This window comes from Aminobacter sp. J41 (assembly GCF_000526635.1).
Lineage (GTDB): Bacteria > Pseudomonadota > Alphaproteobacteria > Rhizobiales > Rhizobiaceae > Aerobium.
In genome coordinates, this window is record NZ_JAGL01000002.1 from 142,756 (window position 1) to 163,100 (window position 20,345).

13 protein-coding genes are annotated in these 20,345 nt (G+C 64.2%); 4 read left to right on the forward strand and 9 right to left on the reverse strand.

Annotation, left to right across the window (positions count from 1 at the left end):
- The first annotated feature begins 226 nt into the window (after positions 1–226).
- A complete protein-coding gene (locus L630_RS0102180) occupies positions 227–5,695 on the forward strand; it encodes an MG2 domain-containing protein (RefSeq protein ID WP_024846653.1) in 5,469 nt (1,822 codons plus the stop codon).
- A complete protein-coding gene (pbpC, locus tag L630_RS0102185; protein WP_024846654.1) occupies positions 5,692–7,761 on the forward strand; it encodes a penicillin-binding protein 1C in 2,070 nt (689 codons plus the stop codon). The genes L630_RS0102180 and pbpC overlap by 4 nt, the downstream gene beginning before the upstream one ends.
- 6 nt (positions 7,762–7,767) lie before the next feature.
- Here pbpC and L630_RS0102190 read toward each other — a convergent pair whose 3' ends face one another.
- Positions 7,768–8,997, reverse strand: a complete 1,230-nt coding sequence (locus L630_RS0102190; protein WP_024846655.1) for an FAD-dependent oxidoreductase — start codon at positions 8,995–8,997, stop codon at positions 7,768–7,770.
- Between the two features lie 229 nt (positions 8,998–9,226).
- On the opposite strand from L630_RS0102190, the gene L630_RS0102195 reads away from it, so the two are divergent.
- Entirely contained in the window at positions 9,227–10,408 is a 1,182-nt protein-coding gene (locus L630_RS0102195; protein ID WP_024846656.1) for an amino acid aminotransferase, read from the forward strand.
- A gap of 15 nt (positions 10,409–10,423) precedes the next feature.
- Here L630_RS0102195 and L630_RS0102200 read toward each other — a convergent pair whose 3' ends face one another.
- Positions 10,424–11,401 carry an MBL fold metallo-hydrolase gene (locus L630_RS0102200; RefSeq protein ID WP_024846657.1) on the reverse strand — a complete coding sequence of 326 codons (978 nt, stop codon included), beginning with the start codon at positions 11,399–11,401 and terminating at the stop codon, positions 10,424–10,426.
- 228 nt (positions 11,402–11,629) lie between these two features.
- Between L630_RS0102200 and L630_RS20905 the strand changes: the two genes are divergently transcribed.
- Complete coding sequence (locus tag L630_RS20905) at positions 11,630–13,030, forward strand: DHA2 family efflux MFS transporter permease subunit (protein ID WP_034329138.1); 1,401 nt, start codon at positions 11,630–11,632, stop codon at positions 13,028–13,030.
- Between the two features lie 51 nt (positions 13,031–13,081).
- Here L630_RS20905 and L630_RS0102210 read toward each other — a convergent pair whose 3' ends face one another.
- The 7 genes from L630_RS0102210 to L630_RS0102240 all read right to left on the reverse strand — a co-directional run bounded on the left by L630_RS0102210 (position 13,082) and on the right by L630_RS0102240 (position 20,345).
- Positions 13,082–13,825, reverse strand: a complete 744-nt coding sequence (locus L630_RS0102210; protein WP_024846658.1) for an RlmE family RNA methyltransferase — start codon at positions 13,823–13,825, stop codon at positions 13,082–13,084.
- Entirely contained in the window at positions 13,822–15,249 is a 1,428-nt protein-coding gene (locus L630_RS0102215) for a Ppx/GppA phosphatase family protein (protein WP_024846659.1), read from the reverse strand. Before L630_RS0102215 ends, L630_RS0102210 begins: the two co-directional genes overlap by 4 nt.
- A gap of 270 nt (positions 15,250–15,519) precedes the next feature.
- Positions 15,520–16,305, reverse strand: a complete 786-nt coding sequence (locus L630_RS0102220) for an IclR family transcriptional regulator (protein WP_024846660.1) — start codon at positions 16,303–16,305, stop codon at positions 15,520–15,522.
- A 67-nt stretch (positions 16,306–16,372) separates the two neighbouring features.
- The gene (locus tag L630_RS0102225) at positions 16,373–17,689 is read right to left on the reverse strand and encodes a TRAP transporter large permease (protein WP_024846661.1); all 1,317 of its coding nucleotides are present in this window, start codon (positions 17,687–17,689) and stop codon (positions 16,373–16,375) included.
- A 20-nt stretch (positions 17,690–17,709) separates the two neighbouring features.
- Positions 17,710–18,258 (reverse strand): TRAP transporter small permease, encoded by a 549-nt coding sequence (locus L630_RS0102230; RefSeq protein WP_024846662.1) that lies wholly within the window; start codon positions 18,256–18,258, stop codon positions 17,710–17,712.
- Positions 18,259–18,283: 25 nt separating this feature from the next.
- Positions 18,284–19,279 (reverse strand): TRAP transporter substrate-binding protein, encoded by a 996-nt coding sequence (locus L630_RS0102235; RefSeq protein ID WP_024846663.1) that lies wholly within the window; start codon positions 19,277–19,279, stop codon positions 18,284–18,286.
- 70 nt (positions 19,280–19,349) lie between these two features.
- A complete protein-coding gene (locus tag L630_RS0102240) occupies positions 19,350–20,345 on the reverse strand; it encodes an aminopeptidase (RefSeq protein WP_186445248.1) in 996 nt (331 codons plus the stop codon).

A 20,345-nucleotide genomic window follows, 5' to 3' on the forward strand; every position in this document is an offset into this window, starting at 1 on the left:
GTCAGCGAGACGGCACCGCGGCGGCACCGCCCTCACAATCATCCAAACGAGCCGCATCGTCTAGGGACGCTTTGGCACGAAATTGTGCCCGCCGGAGAATTCGCTGCAAATTTGCGCCAGCCGCCGTATCTGCGGTTGGCGTACCGGCGGCAGTTCAGTTGACAAGGCAGAGCCGAGGCTGCTCAACATTCCCGCAAGGGCACATGTTGAGCGTTTGGAGGACGTCATGTTGTTGCGCACCGTCAGGCTGATCCCGTTCCTCGCAGGTATCGTATTGGCCGTCGCAGCACCGGCGCTGGCGCAGCAAACGGAGCGCGCGGTCGTCACCACGCCGGACGCTGACTATTTCGGCTTCGACCTCAGGACCGAGAAGAACGTCACGCTCGACACCTGCGAGGCGGTCTGTCTGGCCGACGATGCCTGCCGTGCTTTCACCTATAACACCAGGGCGCAGTGGTGTTTTCTCAAGTCCGACTACAGCACGATGAAGCCGTTCGCCGGCGCGGTGGCGGGGAGAGTGGTCGAACAGAGCATTGGCGAAGATCTCGGTGCGCCCCCTGCCCTGAGCTACGTGCCCGATTATATCCGCGAGGAAGCCCAGCGCTTCGGCCGCGACATTGCCGGCCAGCCGGAGCCGGAGGACGTGGGCCTCGCGCAACTGCTGGATCTTGCCTCCAGCGACATGGCTTACGGCAATTCGCTGGCAGCGGCAGAACGCTACAAGGCGGCTCTGGCGATCGATTCCGAAAACGTTGACGTCTGGCTTGACCTTGCCCGCGCCTATATCGACTACGTCCCGAATGCCGGGAACGACGCCAGCAACATCCAGTCCAGCGCGCTCAACGCGGCCCTGAATGCGTATGCACGCTCGCGCACCGCGCAGCAGCGCGCGGAAGCGCTGGCGCTCACCGCGATCGGCCTCGACATGCGGAACCTGTCGCGCCCCGCGCTCACTGCCTACCAGGAGAGCCTCGACCTCGTCGATGACGACACGATCCGGGCGGCCTATCTGGACCTGCGCGAGCGCAAGGGCTTTCGCATCCTCAACCACACGGTGGACTCGGACCTTGCAAGCCCGCGGGTCTGCATCCAGTTCTCGGAAAATCTCGTGAAGGCGGGCGTCGACTATGCCACCTTCTTCACGGTCGACGGGGGAGCGCCAAAAGCCGTCGAAGCCCGCGAGCAGCAGGCCTGCGTCGAAGGCCTTGAGCACGGCAGGCAGTACCAGATCGGCGTGCGGCAGGGCCTGCCGTCGTCGGTCGGCGAGAAGATCGAGAAGCCGGTAAACCTGTCGATCTATGTCCGCGACCGCGCACCGTCCGTCCGCTTCTCGACCGAAAATTTCGTTCTGCCGGCCGCCGGCCGCCATGGCATTCCGATGGTCAGCGTCAACGCGTCCTCGGCAAAGCTGAAGCTGCATCGGGTGGGCGACCGAGCCCTTGCCTCGCTGCTCAACAACAACCTCTTCCTGCGCCAGGTGGATGGCTATTCACTTGGCACCGTCACCGACGATCTCGGCGAGCTCGTCTGGGAAGGTACGATCGAGCTTGAGACCGACCTCAACAAGGACGTGCTGACGAGCTTTCCGGTCAGCGAAGCGCTCGCCGAACGCAAGCCGGGCGTCTACGTGCTGACGGCAAAGGCAGAGGGCGACACCAGCGAATCCTGGATAGCACAGGCGACGCAGTGGTTCGTCGTCTCCGACATTGGCCTCACCACCTATTCCGGCGAGCATGGCCTTATGGTCTTTGCCCGCTCGCTCGAGACGGCAAAGTCGCTCGAAGGCGTCGAAATCGAGCTGCTTGCCCGCAACAACGAGGTGCTTGGCACAGCCACCACCGACGCCGAGGGTCGCGCGCTGCTGTCGCCCGGCCTGATGCGCGGCACCGCCGGCATGGCCCCGTCCGCGATTACCGCCAAGCGGGGGGAACATGATTTCGTCTTCCTCGATCTGACCCGCCCCGGCTTCGACCTCTCGGATCGCGGTGTCACCGGCCGCAAGGCGCCTGGAGCTGTCGACGTGTTTGCCTGGACCGAGCGCGGCGTCTATCGAGCAGGAGAAACCGTTCATGCCGCTGCCCTCGCGCGCGATGCCAGCGCCGATGCGATCGAGAACCTGCCGCTGACCTTCGTGTTCGAGCGACCAGACGGCGTTGTCGAGGCAAGCATCGTCAGCGACGGCAAGGCGCTGGGTGGTCACCATGTGCCGTACGCGCTGCAACCGACATCGATGCGTGGCGCGTGGACCGTTCGCATTCACAGCGATCCGAAGGCTGGGGCAATCGCCGAGGCAAAGTTCCTTGTCGAGGACTTTGTACCCGACCGGATCGAGTTCGATTTGACGGCGGAGACGCCCGCAATCGCGCTCGACGAGCCGGCGATCCTCAATGTTGCGGGCCGTTATCTCTACGGCGCGCCCGCATCGGGCCTTGAGCTTGAGGGCGAAGTCTCGGTCACGACCACGCGCGAATGGGAGCGCTTTCCAGGTTATCAGTTCGGCCTCGCCGACGAGGAAAGCGACCTGAACCTGTCGAGTGAACTGGAGCTTCCGTCCACCGACGAGGACGGCAAGGCCCGGTTCGAAGCCTATGTCGAGGAAGCTCCCTCCACCACCCGCCTCATCGAGGCGAAGGTGACCGTGCGCATGCGCGAGGGTGGCGGCCGCGCCGTGGAGCGCAGCACCACGGTGCGCGTGCGCCCGGAAGCCGACGTGATCGGCATTCGCCCGGACTTCTCCGGCAACGAAGTGGCCGAAAACTCCACAGCCGGGTTCCGCGTTATCGCCGTCTCACCTGAAGGCGAGCGCATCGATCTTAAGGGCGCGAAGTGGACGCTCACCAACATCGAGCGCCGCTACCAGTGGTACCGCAGCGACAATTCGTGGAACTACGAGCCGATCACCGTCGAGCGGCGCGTTGCTGGCGGCGAGATCGACCTGACGACGGGCGAGCCGGCGGCGCTCAACCTGCCGGTCGAGTGGGGCCGCTACCGGCTCGATGTCGCCGCGCCTTCGCCTGACGGGCCGATGGCGAGCGTCGAATTCAATGCCGGCTGGTTCGTTTCGGAAATCTCTACCGAAACGCCGGATGGCCTCGAAATCGCCCTCGACCGCGACAGCTACGCTGCCGGCGATACGGCGCGGCTGAAGGTATCGCCGCGCTTCGCTGGTGAATTGCTGGTGGCGATCGGCTCGGAGAATCTGTTCACGACGATGACGGCGTCGATCCCGGCCGAAGGCGGCGAGGTCGAAATCCCGGTCTCGGAAGAATGGGGGGCCGGCGCCTATGTCACCGCCACCCTGTTCCGTCGAGCCGACGGAGAGACGCGCATGCCTGCGCGCGCCATCGGCATCAAGTGGCTGTCGATCGATCCGGCCGAGCGCAGGCTCGAGGTGAACCTCGGAACGGCCGAGCGCAGCAACCCGCGCGAACCGCTGTCGATCCCTGTCTCGCTCTCGGGGCTGACGCCGAACGAGGAAGCCTATGTGATGGTGGCTGCCGTCGATGTCGGCATCCTCAATCTCACCCGATACACGCCCCCTGCCCCGGTCGACTTCTATTTCGGCCAGCGCCGGCTGGGCGTCGAGGTGCGTGACCTCTACGGCCGGCTGATCGACGGCTCGGCTGGCGCCTTCGGCCGCATCCGTACCGGCGGCGACGGCGGCGGACTGGTCACCCAGGGCAATCCGCCGACCGAAAAGCTGGTCGCCTTCTTCTCCGGTCCCGTTCAGGTCGATGGTGAAGGCAAGGCCAAGATTTCGTTCGACATTCCGGAGTTCAACGGCACCGCTCGCGTCGTGGCGGTCGCATGGTCAAAACACGCGGTCGGTCAGGCTTCGAGCGACGTCGTCATCCGCGATCCGCTGGTGGTGACCGCCAGCCAGCCGCGGTTCCTTGCGAAGGGTGACCGCGCGACCATCCGTCTCGACATCCACAACACGGACGGCCCGCCCGGCGACTATGCGATCTCGATGGAAGCGAGCGGCAAGGCGACCCTCGACTTCGGCAGTCTGCCGCCGTCCATCGCGCTGCGCCAGGACGCGCGCGAGACGCTGTTCCTGCCAGTCGTCGCCGAGACGACGGGGGATGCTACGATCACCGTCGCGCTGTCGCATCAGGATGGCACACGCGTCGAGCGGACGCTCTATCTGCCAGTGCGCGAACCGGCCTTCCCGCTCGCCAGCCAGCAGGTCGTGAGCCTCGTTCCTAATGGCGGGTCGATCCGGATCGACAGCCAGCTGCTCGCCGAACACCTGCTCGACGGCGCATCGGTCTCGGTCGGCGTCTCCCGCTCGGCAGCTTTCGACCTGCCATCGCTGCTGATGACGCTCGATCGCTATCCGTATGGCTGCGCCGAGCAGACCGTGAGCCGCGCATTGCCGCTGCTCTATGTCAGCGAACTATCGTCCTCGGCAGGGCTGGAGGTTGATCCCGACCTGCGTAAGCGGGTTCAGGACGCGATACTGCGTGTGATGACCTTCGAGACCTCCGGCGGCACTTTTGGCCTGTGGGGGCCTGACTGGAACGATCCGTGGCTCGACGCTTACATCACCGAGTTCCTGACCCGCGCCCGCGAGGCGGGTTACGAGGTTCCGACCGAGGGCTTTGCCGCGGCGCTCGACAATCTGCAGAACCGGCTCACCTACACGACCGACGTCTCCGAGCGCGGAACGGAGATCGCCTATTCGCTCTACGTGCTGGCGCGCAACCGCCGCGCTTCGATCGGCGACCTGCGATACTACGCCGACACGCGGCTCGAAGAGTTCACGAGCCCGATGGCACGGGCGCACCTTGCCGCCGCGCTCGCCCTTTACGGTGACAATGTCCGCGCGGAAGTCGCCTTCGCCTCTGCCCTACACCAGGCGCAGTCGGATGCCGGCCGCAACAGTCTCTACCGCTCCGACTACGGCTCGCCGCTCCGCGATGGCGCCGCAATCCTGGCGCTCGCCGCCGAGACCAAGGCTGCGTCCCGCGTGATCCCCGACCTCGTCAGCTTCGTGTCGGCAGAGCGCAATCAGAAGGCTGCCACCAGCACGCAGGAAGAGTCCTGGCTGGTGCTCGCCGCTCGCGCCGTTGCTGAGGCCGGCCGCAGCCTGGAGCTCGACGTCAACGGCGCCGCGCACAAGGGCAACTTCGCCCGCCGCATGACCGGCGAGGAGGTGATGACCGAGCCGCTCGTCATCACCAATCGCGGCAGCGACCCCATCGAGGCAGTGATCACCACCGTCGCGGCTCCGGTCGACCCGCTGCCAGCCGGCGGCAATGGCTTCAGCATCGAGCGCAGCTACTACACTCTGGACGGCGAGCCGGCGAACATCTCCGAGGCAGCGCAGAACGACCGCTTCGTGGTGGTGCTGCGCGTCAACGAGGAGAACGACTGGCCCTCGCGCATCATCGTCACCGACCTTCTGCCAGCGGGCTTCGAGATCGACAATCCGAACCTCGTCAGCAGCGCCGCGCTCTCCAACTTCGACTGGCTCGGCGAGCCGGCCGCGGTCCACAGCGAGTTCCGCGACGACCGCTTCGTCGCCGCGTTCGAACGCGATGGCGGCGGCGAGTTCCTGGTCGCCTATGTGGTGCGAGCAGTGACGCCAGGCGTCTACACGCATCCGGCTGCGGTGGTGCAGGACATGTACCGGCCACAGTTCAACGCCCGCACGGCAGCCGGCATGATGGAGGTGACGGCAGTCCGATGAAACGCCAGATGCAGCGCGTCCTCACTGCCCTGTCGGCCACGGCGGTTGCGGGCACGCTGGTCATGTTCGCGCTCGACCGGCTCGACAAGGCGTTTCCGCCGCCGCTCGATCCCGCCGAAACCTCGGTGGAGGTTATCGACCGCGAAGGCGCGCTGCTGAGGGCGCTCGCCACGAAGGAAGGCGCCTGGCGATTCCGCGTCAGCCTCGACGACGTCGACGCGCAGTTCTTATCAATGCTGATCGCCTACGAGGATAAGCGCTTTCGCGAGCACCGCGGCATCGACCTGATGGCGATCGGCCGCGCGGCCTGGCAGCTGATGACCAACGGGAGGATCGTCTCCGGCGGCTCGACCCTGACGATGCAGCTGGCGCGGCTGCTCGAGCCGAGGCAGGAGCGCTCGTACACGGCCAAGCTACGGCAGATGCTGCGCGCGGTGCAGATCGAGCGGCGGCTTTCCAAGGATGAGATTCTTGAGCGCTATCTGACGCTCGCGCCCTATGGTGGCAACCTCGAGGGTGTCCGAGCCGCAACGCTCGCCTGGTTCGGCAAGGAGCCGAAGCGGCTGACGCTCGGCGAAGCCGCATTGCTGGTTGCCTTGCCGCAGCTTCCCGAACGACGCCGGCCTGACCGCAATCCCGAACGCGCCGAGGCCGCGCGCGACCGAGTACTCGACCGGATGGCGAGCGCCGGCACGATCGACCCGGCCGAGATCGAACGCGGGCGGCACGATCGTATGCCGCGAATGCGCCAGCCGATCCCGTTCCTCGCCGCCCACGCCGCCGAACGCATCCTGCGCGAAAATCCCGGCGTTACCCGTCATCAGTTGACGCTGAACCGCCGTGCTCAGGAAGGCCTGGAGCGCGTCGCGCGCGAGGCCGCCGAACGGCTCGGCCCGCGCATTTCCGTCGCGATCCTGATGGCCGATGCCCAGACCGGCGACATCCTTGCCGAGGTAGGTTCCGCCAGCTTCTTCGACGACAGCCGCCGAGGCTGGATCGACATGACGCGCGCCGTGCGCTCGCCGGGCTCGACGCTGAAGCCGTTCATCTACGGCCTCGCCTTCGAGGAAGGCCTGATCGCGCAGGAGACCATCATCGAGGATCGCCCGACGAGCTTCGGCGCCTACCGCCCGCGCAACTTCGACATGGAGTACCAGGGCGACGTGTCGATCCGCACGGCGCTGCAGATGTCGCTCAACGTGCCGGCCGTGCGCCTGCTCGACGCGGTCGGGCCGACGCGGCTCGTCTCGCGCTTCCGCCAGGCAGGCGTTGTGCCTGCCCTGCCCCGCGATGAACCTCCGGGCCTTGCCATCGCCCTTGGCGGCGCGGGCTTAAGTCTGCGTGATCTGGTAAAGCTTTACACCGGGATCGCCAATCGCGGGCTCGTGACGAGCATCGACAACGTTCCGGGCAAACGCGCGACCGCGACGCTGCTCGACCACCGCGCAAACTGGCAGATCGCCGACATTCTTTCCGGCATTCTGCCGCCCGAGGGCGCCTCGCGCCTAGGCATCGCCTACAAGACGGGCACCAGCTACGGCTATCGCGATGCTTGGTCGGTCGGCTTCGATGGCAGGCACGTCATTGGCGTCTGGGTTGGGCGGCCGGACGGCGCGCCGGTACCGGGCCTTTCGGGCTACCAGTCGGCAGCGCCAATCCTGTTCGAGGCCTTCGCGCGCTCCGGTATCCCGATCACACCCCTGCCCCGTCCGCCCTCAGGTGAAACGAGAACTGCCCGCTCCGACCTTCCAGTCACGCTGAAGCGCTACACGTCAGGCAAGGAAAGCATTGAACGGAAGGGCGTCGCAGAGCCCGCGCCGGAGATCGTATTCCCGCCGCAAGGTGCGCGGGTCGATCTGGTTTCGGCGGGCGACGAGACATTGCCGCTGGTGCTCAAGATGCAGGGCGGACGGGCGCCGTTCCGCTGGCTCGCCAATGGCCGGCCGGTCGATGCGCCCTCACGCCGGCGCACCAGCCGCTGGCTGCCGGACAGCACCGGCTTTTCGCGCCTGACGGTGATCGACGCTGCCGGCCGCAGCGCCAGCGTAGAGGTCTATGTCGAATAGCCCAGCTTAGGCCGCCGGGCGCGGGATCATGCTCTTAAGATCGGCCGCGGGGTCCGCCGCCTGCTCTTTGGTCACGTTAATACCGGCTGCCAGCAGGCGCCGGGCCACCATGTGGTCGGCCGGAGCGTTCAGGCTCTCGACAGCAATCAGCTGGTCGCCGCGATAGACGAAAACCGAGAACTTGCCGTCGGCAGGATCCCCGCGCATGACGGCGTCGTTCATCCCCACATTGAGGCCCGCGATCTGCAGCTTCTGCTTGCCCTGATGCGACCAGAACCACGGCAGGTCGCGGTATGGATAGGACTTGCCTGCAAGGCGGGCCGCGACGCACTTGCCCTGGTCGACCGCGTTCTGGACGGATTCCAGCCGGATACGGCCAGTGGCCCACACGTTCGGGTGGTTGGCGACATCGCCGATGGCGGAAATCGACGGATCGGACGTCAGCAGCATCTCGTCGACAGCGATGCCATTGTCGATCTCAAGACCGGCTTCGGCTGCGAGTTCGACATTCGGCACCACGCCCGCCGCCATCACGATGGTATCGGTTTCCAGCGTGTCGTCATCCGACAGCGTGACGGCGAACCTGTCGCCCTTCTCCGCGACGGACTTCGCCACCGTCTGGAGGCGGATGCGGGTGCCCATCTCTTCGTGCAGCCGCAGGAATTGCGCGCTCATCATCGGCGAGAGGACGCGCCCCATCAGGCGATCGGCAAATTCGAGCACGTCAACCGCGATATCGCGCTGGCGCAGCAAAGCCGCAACTTCGAGGCCGATGAAGCCACCGCCAATGATTGTCACGTGCTTGAGGCCGTCAAGCCTGCCCGTCAGCGTGCGCGCATGCGCCAGCGTGCGCAGTTCCAGCACCTTCGACGTGTCCAGCCCCTCGATCGGCGGGAAGCGGTTGCGCGCACCGGTGGCAATCACGAGATGGTCGTAGGGAACCCGCTCGCCATTTGATAGCTCGACCTCATTTGCGGCGCGGTCGATGCTCACGACGGACTCGCCCAACCGGCGCTCGATCTCGCTTTGCGTGTAGACCGCCTCGCCCTTCAGCGGCAGCGACGAATCCTCGACGCTCTTAAGGAATTCCTTGGAGAGCGGCGGGCGCTGGTACGGCAGGTCCGGCTCGTCGCCGATCATCACGATGGAGCCAGAAAAGCCATCGTGCCTGAGCGCGACAGCGCACTCGACGCCAGCCTGGCCACTGCCGATGATGACAACCCTGGAAATGCTCACGACCGCTCCTCCGTATACAATCGCCCGGGTTTCCTATCACAGCGGGCGGAACCGGAAAACGCGCCATATCGCGAAAGCACCTGCACTGAACCGCGTTCCTTATCCAAACAGATGGCGCCGTAGGTATACAATTCAAATCCCTGCGGCGCTGAGCGGTATCGTCTAGGCCAAATCCGGTTGCCAAGCATCTTAAATTCGGCTTTCTGACGCGCAACAGGAGGAAAACGCTATGTTCGACACTCTCAAGCCGGCCGCGCCCGACGCCATTCTCATGCTGATGGGATTGTACCGGGACGATCCGCGCAGCGACAAGGTTGATCTCGGCGTAGGCGTCTACAAGGACGCGGAGGGCCACACCCCCGTCATGCGCGCGGTGCGCGAGGCCGAGCGGCGCCTCCATGAAGAGCAGAACACCAAGGCCTATGTTGGCCTTGCGGGCGACGTCGGCTTCAACGCGAAGATGACCGAGTTGGTCTTCGGTGCAGGCGCCGACACGTCACGGCTGCGCGCCGTTCAGGCGCCGGGCGGTTCCGGCGCGATCCGCATGCTGGCCGAGCTCATCAAGATCACCGGCACCGGCGCGACGGTCTGGGTGCCGGATCCCACCTGGCCGAACCACATGCCGCTGATGCGCAGCGCGACGCTGAAGACGGCCACTTATCCCTATTTTGATCCGGCTACCTCGGAAATCCGCTTCGACGCGATGATCGAGGCACTGAAGGCGCTTCCGGCCGGCGATATCGTCCTCCTGCACGGCTGCTGCCACAACCCAACTGGCGCCGACCTTTCGCCCGACCAGTGGAAGGTGGTGGCCGAGGTGCTGACGGATCGCGGGCTCATTCCCTTCGTCGACATTGCCTACCAGGGCTTTGGCAACGGCCTCGACGAGGACGCGACGGGCCTGCGCATCCTTGCCGAGCGCGTCCCTGAACTGATGGCTGCGGCGAGCTGCTCGAAGAATTTTTCTGTCTATCGCGACCGTGCCGGCGTTGCCTTCGTGCTTGGCCGCAACACGGGGGAAGCAGATATCGCCCATGGCCAGCTGCAGGGCGCAGGCCGCACGCTGTGGTCGATGCCGCCAGATCATGGCGCTGCATGCGTTCGCATCGTCCTTGAAGATGAGGCGCTGGCAGCGGACTGGCGCGCCGAGCTCGAGGCAACGCGCCTGCGTATGCTTGAACTGCGGCAGGGGCTGGCAGACGCGCTGCGCCGCAAGTCGAATTCCGAACGCTTCGATTTCATCGGCCGCCAGCGTGGCATGTTCTCGCGCTTCGGCCTGAACGCCGAGCAGGTGAAGCGTCTGCGCGAGGAGCACGCCGTCTACATCGTTGGCGACAGCCGCTTCAACGTTGCTGGCCTGCCCGGCGACCGGCTCGACGAGCTGGCCGCCAAGATCGTCGCGGTACTCTGACCCCGTTCCGGTCGCCTACAGGAACTGGTAGGTCACCGGCACAAACCTGTAGCCGAGATCGAGCTTCTCGACATAGCCCATTGCCGGAAATGGCATATGGTAGCCGATGAACGGCACGCGGTCGGCCGCGATCATGTCGAACACGCGCCTGCGCGCTTCAGCGCCCTTCTCTTTGTCCATGTCGAAGCGGACATGCCAGTCGGGTCGCTGTAGTGAGGCCACGTGATGGTTGCAGGTGTCGCCGGTAAGAACGAGCCGCTCGCCCTCAGAATCCACGTTGAAAATCATGTGGCCGGGCGTGTGACCCACGGCCAGCATGCCGGTAATGCCGGGAACCACCTCGCCGCCCTCATCGATGAAGGTGGTCTTCTCGGCCAGCGGCACGACCAGGTTCTGAACCGCCCGCGCGCCATTTTCGGTGGGGCCGGACTTTGCCGCGTCAGACGTCCAGAAATCGTACTCCTGCCGTCCGGCCACGTAACGCGCATTGGGGAAAGCCGGCTGGCCGTCCTCCATCAGCCCGCTGATATGGTCTCCGTGGAAGTGGGTGAGCGCAACGACGGTTATGTCCTCGGGCTTGTAGCCCACGGTCTGCAGCCGCTCACGCAGAAGCCCGCCAGTGCCCGCGCGGGCGCCTTCGCCCAGGCCGGTGTCAAACAACACCAGGTCCTGGCCGGTATTCACGACGACGGGCGTGAAGGACGTTACCGTTCGGTCGGCGGGCAGAAAATTGTCTTCGAGCAGCTTGGTGACGTCTTCCGGCTTCTGGCCGATACCGAAGGTGTCATACGGTGCGCTGCCCGGGACCAGCCCGTCATTGATGGCAACTACCTGGAAACTCCCAAGATTGAAGACGTTGTAGCCCGCGTTCTTCACATCCGTTTTGGGAACCTCCGCGTGTGCCGCGCGGGTCATGATCTGCGGTGCGGCAAGGGCTGCGAGCCCCGCGACACCAATCTTGAAGGCAGTCCTGCGGTCTGTGGCCAGCGTCATTGTCCGGTCCTCCTCATCGAAACGAGAGCGTGCCTTGAACGACTTGAACGATGCAACTCACCCTCGCGCGTCTCACGCCAAAGTGACGCCGCGTGAACCTGCGGCAACCTGCGGCTGTCCTCGGCCTCGGTCAGCTAACGCATTGAGCAGGCAGCGGGGCCGTGCTAACGCAGCGTGACCCATCATCCCGCGGCGCCGTCCGGCGCAGCAGAATTCCAGGCGCCTGCATTGAACCGAGCGATTCCCCTTGTCCTTGCCGTGGCTCTGTTCATGGAGACGATGGATTCCACAATCATCTCCACGGCGCTGCCCTCTATCGCCGCCGACATCGGCACAAACCCGATCGCGCTGAAGCTGGCGCTGACCAGCTACTTCGTCTCGCTCGCGATCTTCATTCCGGTTTCCGGCTGGATGGCCGACCGCTATGGCGCGAGGCGGGTATTCCGCGCCGCCATCCTGGTGTTCGTCGTTGGCTCGGTGGCATGCGCGATGGCAGGCTCGCTGCTGGAATTTGTCGGCGCCCGCTTCCTGCAGGGCATGGGTGGCGCGATGATGACGCCAGTCGGACGCCTGATCCTCGTGCGATCGACGCCGCGCGCGCAGCTCGTCTCGGCAATGGCCTGGCTGACGATGCCGGCGCTGATAGGCCCGCTGCTCGGCTCGCCGGTCGGCGGCTTCATCACCACCTTCTTTTCCTGGCACTGGATCTTCATCATCAACGTGCCGATCGGACTGATCGGCGTCGTGCTGTCGGGCTGGGTGCTGCCGGAAATGCCCGGCGGCAATGCGGGCCGCATCGACTGGCCTGGGTTTTTCTTGGCTGGGGTCGCCGCCTCGGGCGTTGTCTTTGGCCTGTCCGTGATCAGCATGCCGGCGCTGCCGCCGGTCGTCGGCGCGGCTACCCTCGTCCTCGGCATTATTGCAGCCGCCGCCTATGTCCGTCACGTGCGCCGGACCCCTGCCCCGATCCTCGACATCCGTCTGTTCGCGAACCCGGTCCTGCGCATCTCTATCCTCGCCGGCATCATCTTCCGCATCGGCATCGGCGCCGCACCCTTCCTGCTGCCGCTGATGTTCCAGCTCGGCTTTGGCATGAACCCGCTCGAATCCGGCCTGCTGACTTTTGCGACCGCCGTCGGCGCAATGTCGGTGAAGGTCATCGTCGGCTGGATGCTGAAACGGATGGGCTTCCGTATTGTGCTGATCATCGCAATCGCAACCGGATCCCTGCTGATCGCCGCCCCCGGCTTGTTCACACCACAGACGCCTTACTGGCTCATCATCGCCACACTAATCCTGATGGGCTTTGCCCGCGCGATGTTCTTCACCTCAAGCAATGCGCTGCTCTTTGCCGACATCGACGAGCGGCAGATGGCGCAGGCTTCGGCGCTGGCGTCGGTGTCGCAGCAGGTGTCGATCGCAATGGGCGTGGCGGTGGCCGGCATGCTTCTGGAAGCGCACCACGTCATCACCGGCCAGGAGCTCGACATGGCGGCGTTCTCGATGACCTTCTTTGTGGTTGGCGCGCTGTCCGCGCTGGCGCTCATCCCGCTGTTCCAACTCGCATCCGATGCCGGTAACAACATTTCCGGCCACACACCAAAGACGGCCGCGAGCAGCAAGGGATAAAAAGCGAGGCGCAAGCGCCCCGCTTCGATCGGCAACAATGTCCCGGCGAACCTATTTCGCCTCGGCCTCGACAGGCTCGGCTGTCTTTTCCGGCCGGCCCTTAAAATCCTTAGCGAGCAGGTAGAGCTCGACCGATTCTTCGCGCGAGGCCGGCGGCTTCACGTGCATGACGGTGCGGAAATTCTGCTTGAGCATGTCTAGCAACGCGTTCTCCGTGCCGCCCTGGAAGGTCTTGGCGAGAAAATGCCCGCCGGGCTTCAGCACCGATACGGCGAAATCCGCCGCGACCTCACACAGGTGCATGGTCCGGATGTGATCGGTGCGACGATGGCCGGTAGTGGGTGCCGCCATGTCGGACATAACGACATCGGGCAAGCCCCCCAGCGCCTCCATCAGCTTCTCTGGCGCATCGTCGTCCAGAAAATCTTTCTGCAGGAAGGTAGCGCCCGGAATCGGATCGATTTCCAGATAGTCGACGCCAACCACCGTCGGTGCGTCATCGGGCGACTTGATGCGCTGCGCCGCGACCTGCAGCCAGCCGCCCGGAGCAGCACCAAGGTCCACCACCCGCATGCCGGGCTTCAAGAGCTTGTGCTTGTCGTCGATCTCGATCAGCTTGAAGGCTGCGCGCGAGCGCCAGCCCTCAGCCTTCGACCGGTGCACGTAAGGGTCGTTCAGGTGCCGCTCCAGCCAGCGCCGCGAGGAAACCTTCAGCCCGCTCTTCTTCTTGACGCGCGTCTTCAGCGCGCGCGCTCCGCTGCCTGACAGCGCAGCCCCTTTGCCGGGTTTCTTCATTTTCCAGACGCTCCCTTGCGCCAGCGGCGCCACGCTCCGTCATCTGCCATCAGTTCGGACAGCATGCCTTCGCGCAGGCCGCGATCGGCCACCCGCAGCCGCTCCGCCGGCCAGTGGCGGCGAATGGCTTCCAGGATGGCGCAGCCGGCCAGCACCAGATCTGCCCGGTCGGCGCCTATACACGCATTTGCGACGCGCTGCTCGAAATTCCACCCGAGCAGCTTGTTGATCATCGCGTCGACCTGGCGGTTGTCCATCCACAGGCCATCGACGCGGCGGCGGTCGTAGCGGTCGAGACCGAGATGCACGCCCGCTAGCGTCGTCACCGTGCCGGAGGTTCCGAGCAGGTGGAACCGCTTGCGGTCGGCGGTTACATGGGCAAGCCTCAGCTTGCCCTCGAAGCGGTCGAGCATGCCCGACACTTCCTCGACCATCGACTGGAACAGCTCGGGCGTGACGTCCCTGCCGCCGAATCGCTCGGCAAGCGAGACCACGCCGACCGGCAGCGACGTCCACGACACGATGTGGTTCGCGAGCCGCGGCGTGCGGGCAGTCGAAAGATCAATCAGCGCGATCTCCGACGAGCCTCCGCCGATGTCGAACAGCACGACGCCGTCGGTGCTGCGGTCGACCAGCGAACCGCAGCCTGATACGGCAAGCCGCGCCTCGGTCTTGCGGTCGATGATTTCGAGCGAAATCCCCGCCTCGCGCTTCACGCGCTCCAGAAACTCGATACCGTTTTCGGCCGAGCGACAGGCTTCGGTCGCGATCAGCCGCGCGCGGCGCACGTGGCGCGATCGCAGCTTGTCCCCGCACACTTTTAGCGCCTCAATGGCGCGATCCATGGCGGGCTTTCCCAGCCGTCCGGACGTCGACAGCCCCTCGCCGAGCCGCACGATTCGCGAAAACGCGTCGATCACCCGGAACTGGCCGGGCCGTGTCGGCACGGCGACGAGCAGGCGGCAGTTGTTGGTGCCGAGGTCAAGCGCGGCATAGACCGGCAGCTCGTTCGAGCGCGCTGGCTGGATGCCGGGCGTCCGCGTCCCGCCAATCTGGCGCGCCGGAGCTGGCTTTGGTCCTGCAGGGGGTGCTGGCGGAACTTTCGGAAGCGGCGCCCTTGCGGAGACACTTCCGCGCCCCTTCTGGGCGGGTCCCGCGGGACTGGAATGCTTGACATCCGCCTGGGGGGCTGCGCCATCTGCACCTTCGCGGGCAAAAACCTTCCGTCCCCGCCGCCGCTTTCGCCGCTTTCGATTCGGTCCCTTGCCTTGCGGGGCGTTGCGGCCACTTCGCGTACCTGCGGAGTCGCCGCCGGCCTGGGCGGACTGCCGGCCGGGAGGCGGAGCTGCGGGCACAATACGCCCGCCGACACCGCCAAACGCCCCGTTCTGTGGCGCCTTTGCGCCTCGATCGGGGTCTTCCACTCGATTTTCCTTTGACGCCGCGCGAGCCCGAAGGACGCTGCTGGCGCATTCATCTTTAACGTTGGGGCCAGAATACCAGCGACCACCCCAAACACCAAGACCCGCATTGCGCCTCTCCTCAACGGCAGGCGTGAGTGCGAGGTTTCAGGCGAAATAAAACGCGCAGGAGCGCGGGCTGCGAGCAGGGGACCGTTAGTGATTGGAATGGCCGTCGGCACTTTGCCCAGCCGTTAAACGCCACTGCGATAGCGGCTTCGGACGAAAGGAGCGTTAAGGAACCTTATACCCGATTGTTGCGCTGAAAGCCCTTGTCTCGTTCAGCAGCAACGTGGCGAGTTCGGCTTCCTTCGCAGGATCGAAGCGGATCTCAGGGATAGTGATGCAGAAGCTGCCGATGACCCTGCCCTCTCCGTTGCGGATCGGTGCGCCTATGCCGATTGCGCCACTGACCTTCTGGCTCCTGGTCAGTACGTAGCCCTTGCTCCGGATCGCGTCGAGTTCAGGCTTCAGCTCTTCCCAGGCGGGTGGCAGGGCACCGGTGGTGGGTGACGGAACCCGCGTTTCCACGATTTTTTTCTGCTCTTCCTCGGGAAGGAAAGCCAGTATCGAGCGCCCTGTCGCTCCCCAAAGCACGGTGTGAGGAACATAGAGCTCCATCTCGTAGCGCAACGGATGCAGCGAGTTAATCGCCGTCATCAGGCTGACCTGCTGGGTTGCTGGCAGATAGGCGACGAACATGCAGGCTTCGCCGCATTGCTGCGCGATCTTCTGCAAGAACGGGAGCGTGAGGTCCTTGAAACCCTTCTTGTAGCTCAAGAGCGTGCCTAGCCGCTCGAGATCAAGACCCGCGCGGTAGCGCGATGTCTTCGGATCCTTGGCGACCATGCCTTCCTGCATCAGCAGGCGCAGTAGCCGATGCGTGGTGCTGGCGGGGAGGTCCAGATGGCTCGCGGCATCCTTGATGGAGATGTCGGAGTCGATTTCCGCAAGCAGACGAATGAGCTTCAGCGCGCGAACGATTGGCCCGTCGAGACGTGCGGCGTCCTTCGTAGTCATACTCGCCCCTGCAACAATGCGTGGAATGCCGCCCCTTGTTCAGGAGCGGCATATTCATGTCAAGAAATCAGCGAGGTCCCATCAGGAGATCCGGCAGCCACAGGCTGATCTGCGGGAAGATAATCAGGATGATCAGCATCATCAGGAGAAGCAGCGTGTAAGGCAGCGCACCCTTGACCACATCGCTCATCGGCTCGCCGGAGATCGCCTTGACGATGAAGAGGTTCATGCCGACTGGAGGCGTCAGGAGACCGATCTCGGTGTTCACGACGAACACAATAGCGAACCACACGGGGTCGTAGCCATAGGACGAGATCACCGGGAACAGCAGCGGAATCGTGATCACCGTCATGGCTGCGCCATCCAGGAACATTCCCAGGAAGAAGAGCAAGAGCATGATCCAGATGATGACCATCCAGCCGGGCTGGCCCGTGCTCTGGATCAGATCGACCAGATCCTGGGAGATGCCAAGCATGGTGATCGCGCGTCCAAGGATCAGACCTCCGAGCAGGATCGTGCCGATCATCGTAATCGAATAGATCGAACGTACGGCTGCCCTGTGAACGCCCTTCCACGTCAGCCCCTTCAGAACATAAATGCCGATCAACATCGCGGCCAGTGCTCCGAGCGCTGCGGCTTCCGTCGGGGTGACCACGCCAAAGAATATGCCGCCAAGAACCGCAAGCATCAGCACGATCGCCGACCAGATCTGGCGCAGCGACGTCCAGCGTTCGACCCAGGTCACATCGGGTTGGATGGAAGGTGGCGCTTTCCGTTCCTCGGCGTGCGACACGATCATTGTGTAGATCATGAACACGGCCAGGATCGACAGGCCCGGTATAATTCCAGCCATGAAGAGTCGGGCGACGGAAGTTTCCGTCAATTCGCCATAGATGATGAAGCCGGTGCTTGGCGGGATTAGCACGCCGAGCGTGCCGCCTGCGGCGACGGCCCCCATGCCGCGCTTGACATTGAGGCCGCGGCGCTGGAACTCAGGAATGACCACACCGCCGATGGCGCCTGCAGTGGCAACGCTCGATCCCGAAAGGGTAGAAAACGCGCCGCAGGCGGCAAGTGCCGCGTTGTAGAGGGCGCCCGGCATCTTCGAGAACCACTTATCAGTGAAGTCGAGAAGCTTTGGCCCCATGCCGCTTTCGGTGATGTAGGCGCTCATCAGCATGAAGAGCGGAATCGCCAAGAGGCTCGAGCTCGAGAGATGCATGGCCGCGCCAGATGTCAGCGAAATCCACGCACTGGTGCCGCCGGTGGCCGAGTAGAGTCCAAATATACCCGTCATGCCGAGCACATAGGCGATCGGAATTCCGAGAAGCAGGAGTGCAAGCAGTCCGGCCGTTACCAGACCAGCAGTTATGCCGAGATTCATTGATTGCTCCCGGATGACGATCAGTCTTGGGCGCGTCTGTCGCGGGAAAGGTCCCGAGAAATACGCCGCATGAGATGAAGCAGAAGTAGGAGGATAAGCAGGCCACAGCCGAACGGGATAACCGCACTAATCGGCCACAGCGTGATGTAAGGCTGGCTGGGTGTAGTCGTACCACGCAGATACATCTGCAGAGTCGACTTCCAGCCGGACCACCCCAGCAGTCCGAGGAACAGCATGCTGCCCAGGGGAACGAGATAGCCGTTGATGGCCGACGTCACCCTTTTCGGCAGGACCGCAAGCAGGAGATCTACCTTCACGTGCCCGCCGACGATGTGAGTGCCGGCGAGGCCGAGGAAGACGACGATCAGCAGCGAGAAGCGCGCTCCTTCGTCGATTACGGGGAAGCCGCCACCTACCGTGTACCGGTAGATGGCATTTACGACGAGGGCGACCGCCGCCACCTGCAGGATTACCGCAGCGACATGAACGACTGCCGTCGCCAGCTTCTCCAGCGGGTTGTTCCCGACGGGTTCAACCGTGTCGTCGGAGTGACCGCGAGGTTGGGACATTGGACTACCCTCGTCGTCTCCAGCCTTAGCGGGCTGCTTCTACGATCTTGAGAACGTCTTCGAGGATCGGGAGCTTCGCCTTGTAGTCGTCATAGACGGAAGCAACCTTCTCCTTAAGAACGGCTTTCTGCTCCGGTGTCGTCACCTGAACATTGACCTTCTTCTCGGCCCAGTTGTCGAAGCACTCCTTCGACTCGACGCGCTCCATCATTTCCCACTCGAAGGCCTCCATTTCCGCGGCCGCGTCCATGACGATCTTCTGCTGCTCTTCGCTCAGCTCGTTCCAGGCGTCGAGGTTGAGACCGAGGCCCTCGATGTCGTTCTTGAGCGAGACGATCGACGCGTACGGCGACTGCTCGTACCAGGAGCGGCCAATGTGGGCGACGCAGTTGGTCACGATGCCGTCGACCACGCCGCGCTGCAGGCCCTGCGTCACTTCCGTGGTGGGCAGGCGAACAACGTTCGCGCCGAGTGCGCGAAGGACGTCGTCGGAGGCGCCACCGACGCCGCGGATCTGGGCACCAGCGAAGTCTTCAGGCGTCAGCAGGAACTTCGACTTGTGGAAGACCTGGTCGTTGCCCTTCGGGAAGAACGACAGCAGCTTAATGTTCTTGGCTTCATACCAGCTGGCAACGAGTTCGCGCAGGCCGCCGTCGACCGCGCGCTTGTAGTGCGCGTAGTCATCGAACAGGAACGGCATGGTGATCGATGCCAGCTCCGGGATGTCGCCGGCCTGGAAGCCGCCGATCATGTTCGACGCGCTGACGGAACCCGTCGAGACGGCATTGAAGGACTCATCCGAGCCGATCAGTGTGCTGCCCGGGAAAACCTGAACCTTAATGTCGCCATTGCTCAGTTCCTCGACGCGCTTGGCCCACAGGTTGTAGCCATCGCCGATCGGCTGGGTGGACGGGTACTGGTGTGCGAGCGTCAGGCTGACCGACTGTGCAAATGCAGCACCTGAAGCGACGATGAGCGCAGCAGCGCCGGCTGCGAGAGTGGCAAGAAGCTTACGTGTCATCTTGGGTTTCCTCCGTTTGATAAATTGTGGAAGCGCTCCAGACCCGCGCTTCCGATGCGTGGGATAGGGTTCAGTCGACCAGGATCTTGCCCTGGCTCGACACCTTGATGCCGTCGACCGAGATCTCCGGCTTAGAAATGACGCCTTCCAGCCGGAGTTTGGCATGGCAGGTACCGCCAAGCGTGATGGTGTCGCCCATGCCAATATGCGCCGTTCCGTACATCTTCTTGTCGGTGCGCATGGAGCCGACGGGCTTCACGTTCGGGTTGAGGCCGAGGGCGATTTCGGCGGGGGCGTTGTAGCTGGCCGGGTCACCGTGGGTGGCAAGGATATTGCGCCAGGTTTCGGCCTGCGCGCCGCCCTCGATCTTGGTAACGAAGCCTTTTTCGATGGTGAGGATGATGTGCTCCTTGAGCGCGCCGACGGAATGCGCGGTCAGATCGAAAACGACCCGCCCTTCGCCGGTGCCCTCGACCGGGCAAATATGTGTCTCGCCATCCGGGAAGGCGCAACCGCCGCCGCCATTGTCACGCATCTTGAAGACGGTACCGGTGATGGCACGGCCAGGACGGCCTTCGATGCTGGCCGTCAGATCGGTACCGTTCGGGCAGGTCACGCGGATGGTCTTGCCCTCGGTGAAGATCTTTTCGACCTTCTTGCCGAGCACGTTCATTGCCTTGTAGTCGGCGCCAGCCGGACCGTCAGGACGCAGCATTGCCGGCGTCAGTTCTTCCATCAGAAGGTGGCGCTTGCCGATCTCGAGCAACCGCGCGTTCAGCGGGGAATGCGCAAGCGCCGTGCTGGTGAGATAGACGACAAGATCGAGCTCCGGATCCTCGGCAGCGGTGCAGATTGCGCTGGTGGGGTTGAGCGCGTGGGTGGCACGCGGCGACATCAGCGCGACGGTGTACTCGATGTTCATCGTGCCGGCGGCGGCAGCGAACGCCTGCCACACGATCGGATCGATAGCCGTGTCTGTGACGATGAGGATCTTGTCGCCCGGCTTGCAGTTCAGCTCCAGCGGCGTGCGCAGCATCCGGACAAGATCGATCATTTGTACGCTCAA

What these genes read in the sequence shown, in the direction of transcription:
- L630_RS0102180 (WP_024846653.1), top strand. Translation starts at nt 227, where the DNA reads ATGTTGTTGCGCACCGTCAGGCTGATCCCGTTCCTCGCAGGTATCGTA.
- pbpC (WP_024846654.1), top strand. Translation starts at nt 5,692, where the DNA reads ATGAAACGCCAGATGCAGCGCGTCCTCACTGCCCTGTCGGCCACGGCG.
- L630_RS0102195 (WP_024846656.1), top strand. Translation starts at nt 9,227, where the DNA reads ATGTTCGACACTCTCAAGCCGGCCGCGCCCGACGCCATTCTCATGCTG.
- L630_RS0102200 (WP_024846657.1), bottom strand. Translation starts at nt 11,401, where the DNA reads ATGACGCTGGCCACAGACCGCAGGACTGCCTTCAAGATTGGTGTCGCG.
- L630_RS0102210 (WP_024846658.1), bottom strand. Translation starts at nt 13,825, where the DNA reads ATGAAGAAACCCGGCAAAGGGGCTGCGCTGTCAGGCAGCGGAGCGCGC.
- L630_RS0102220 (WP_024846660.1), bottom strand. Translation starts at nt 16,305, where the DNA reads ATGACTACGAAGGACGCCGCACGTCTCGACGGGCCAATCGTTCGCGCG.
- L630_RS0102225 (WP_024846661.1), bottom strand. Translation starts at nt 17,689, where the DNA reads ATGAATCTCGGCATAACTGCTGGTCTGGTAACGGCCGGACTGCTTGCA.
- L630_RS0102230 (WP_024846662.1), bottom strand. Translation starts at nt 18,258, where the DNA reads ATGTCCCAACCTCGCGGTCACTCCGACGACACGGTTGAACCCGTCGGG.
- L630_RS0102235 (WP_024846663.1), bottom strand. Translation starts at nt 19,279, where the DNA reads ATGACACGTAAGCTTCTTGCCACTCTCGCAGCCGGCGCTGCTGCGCTC.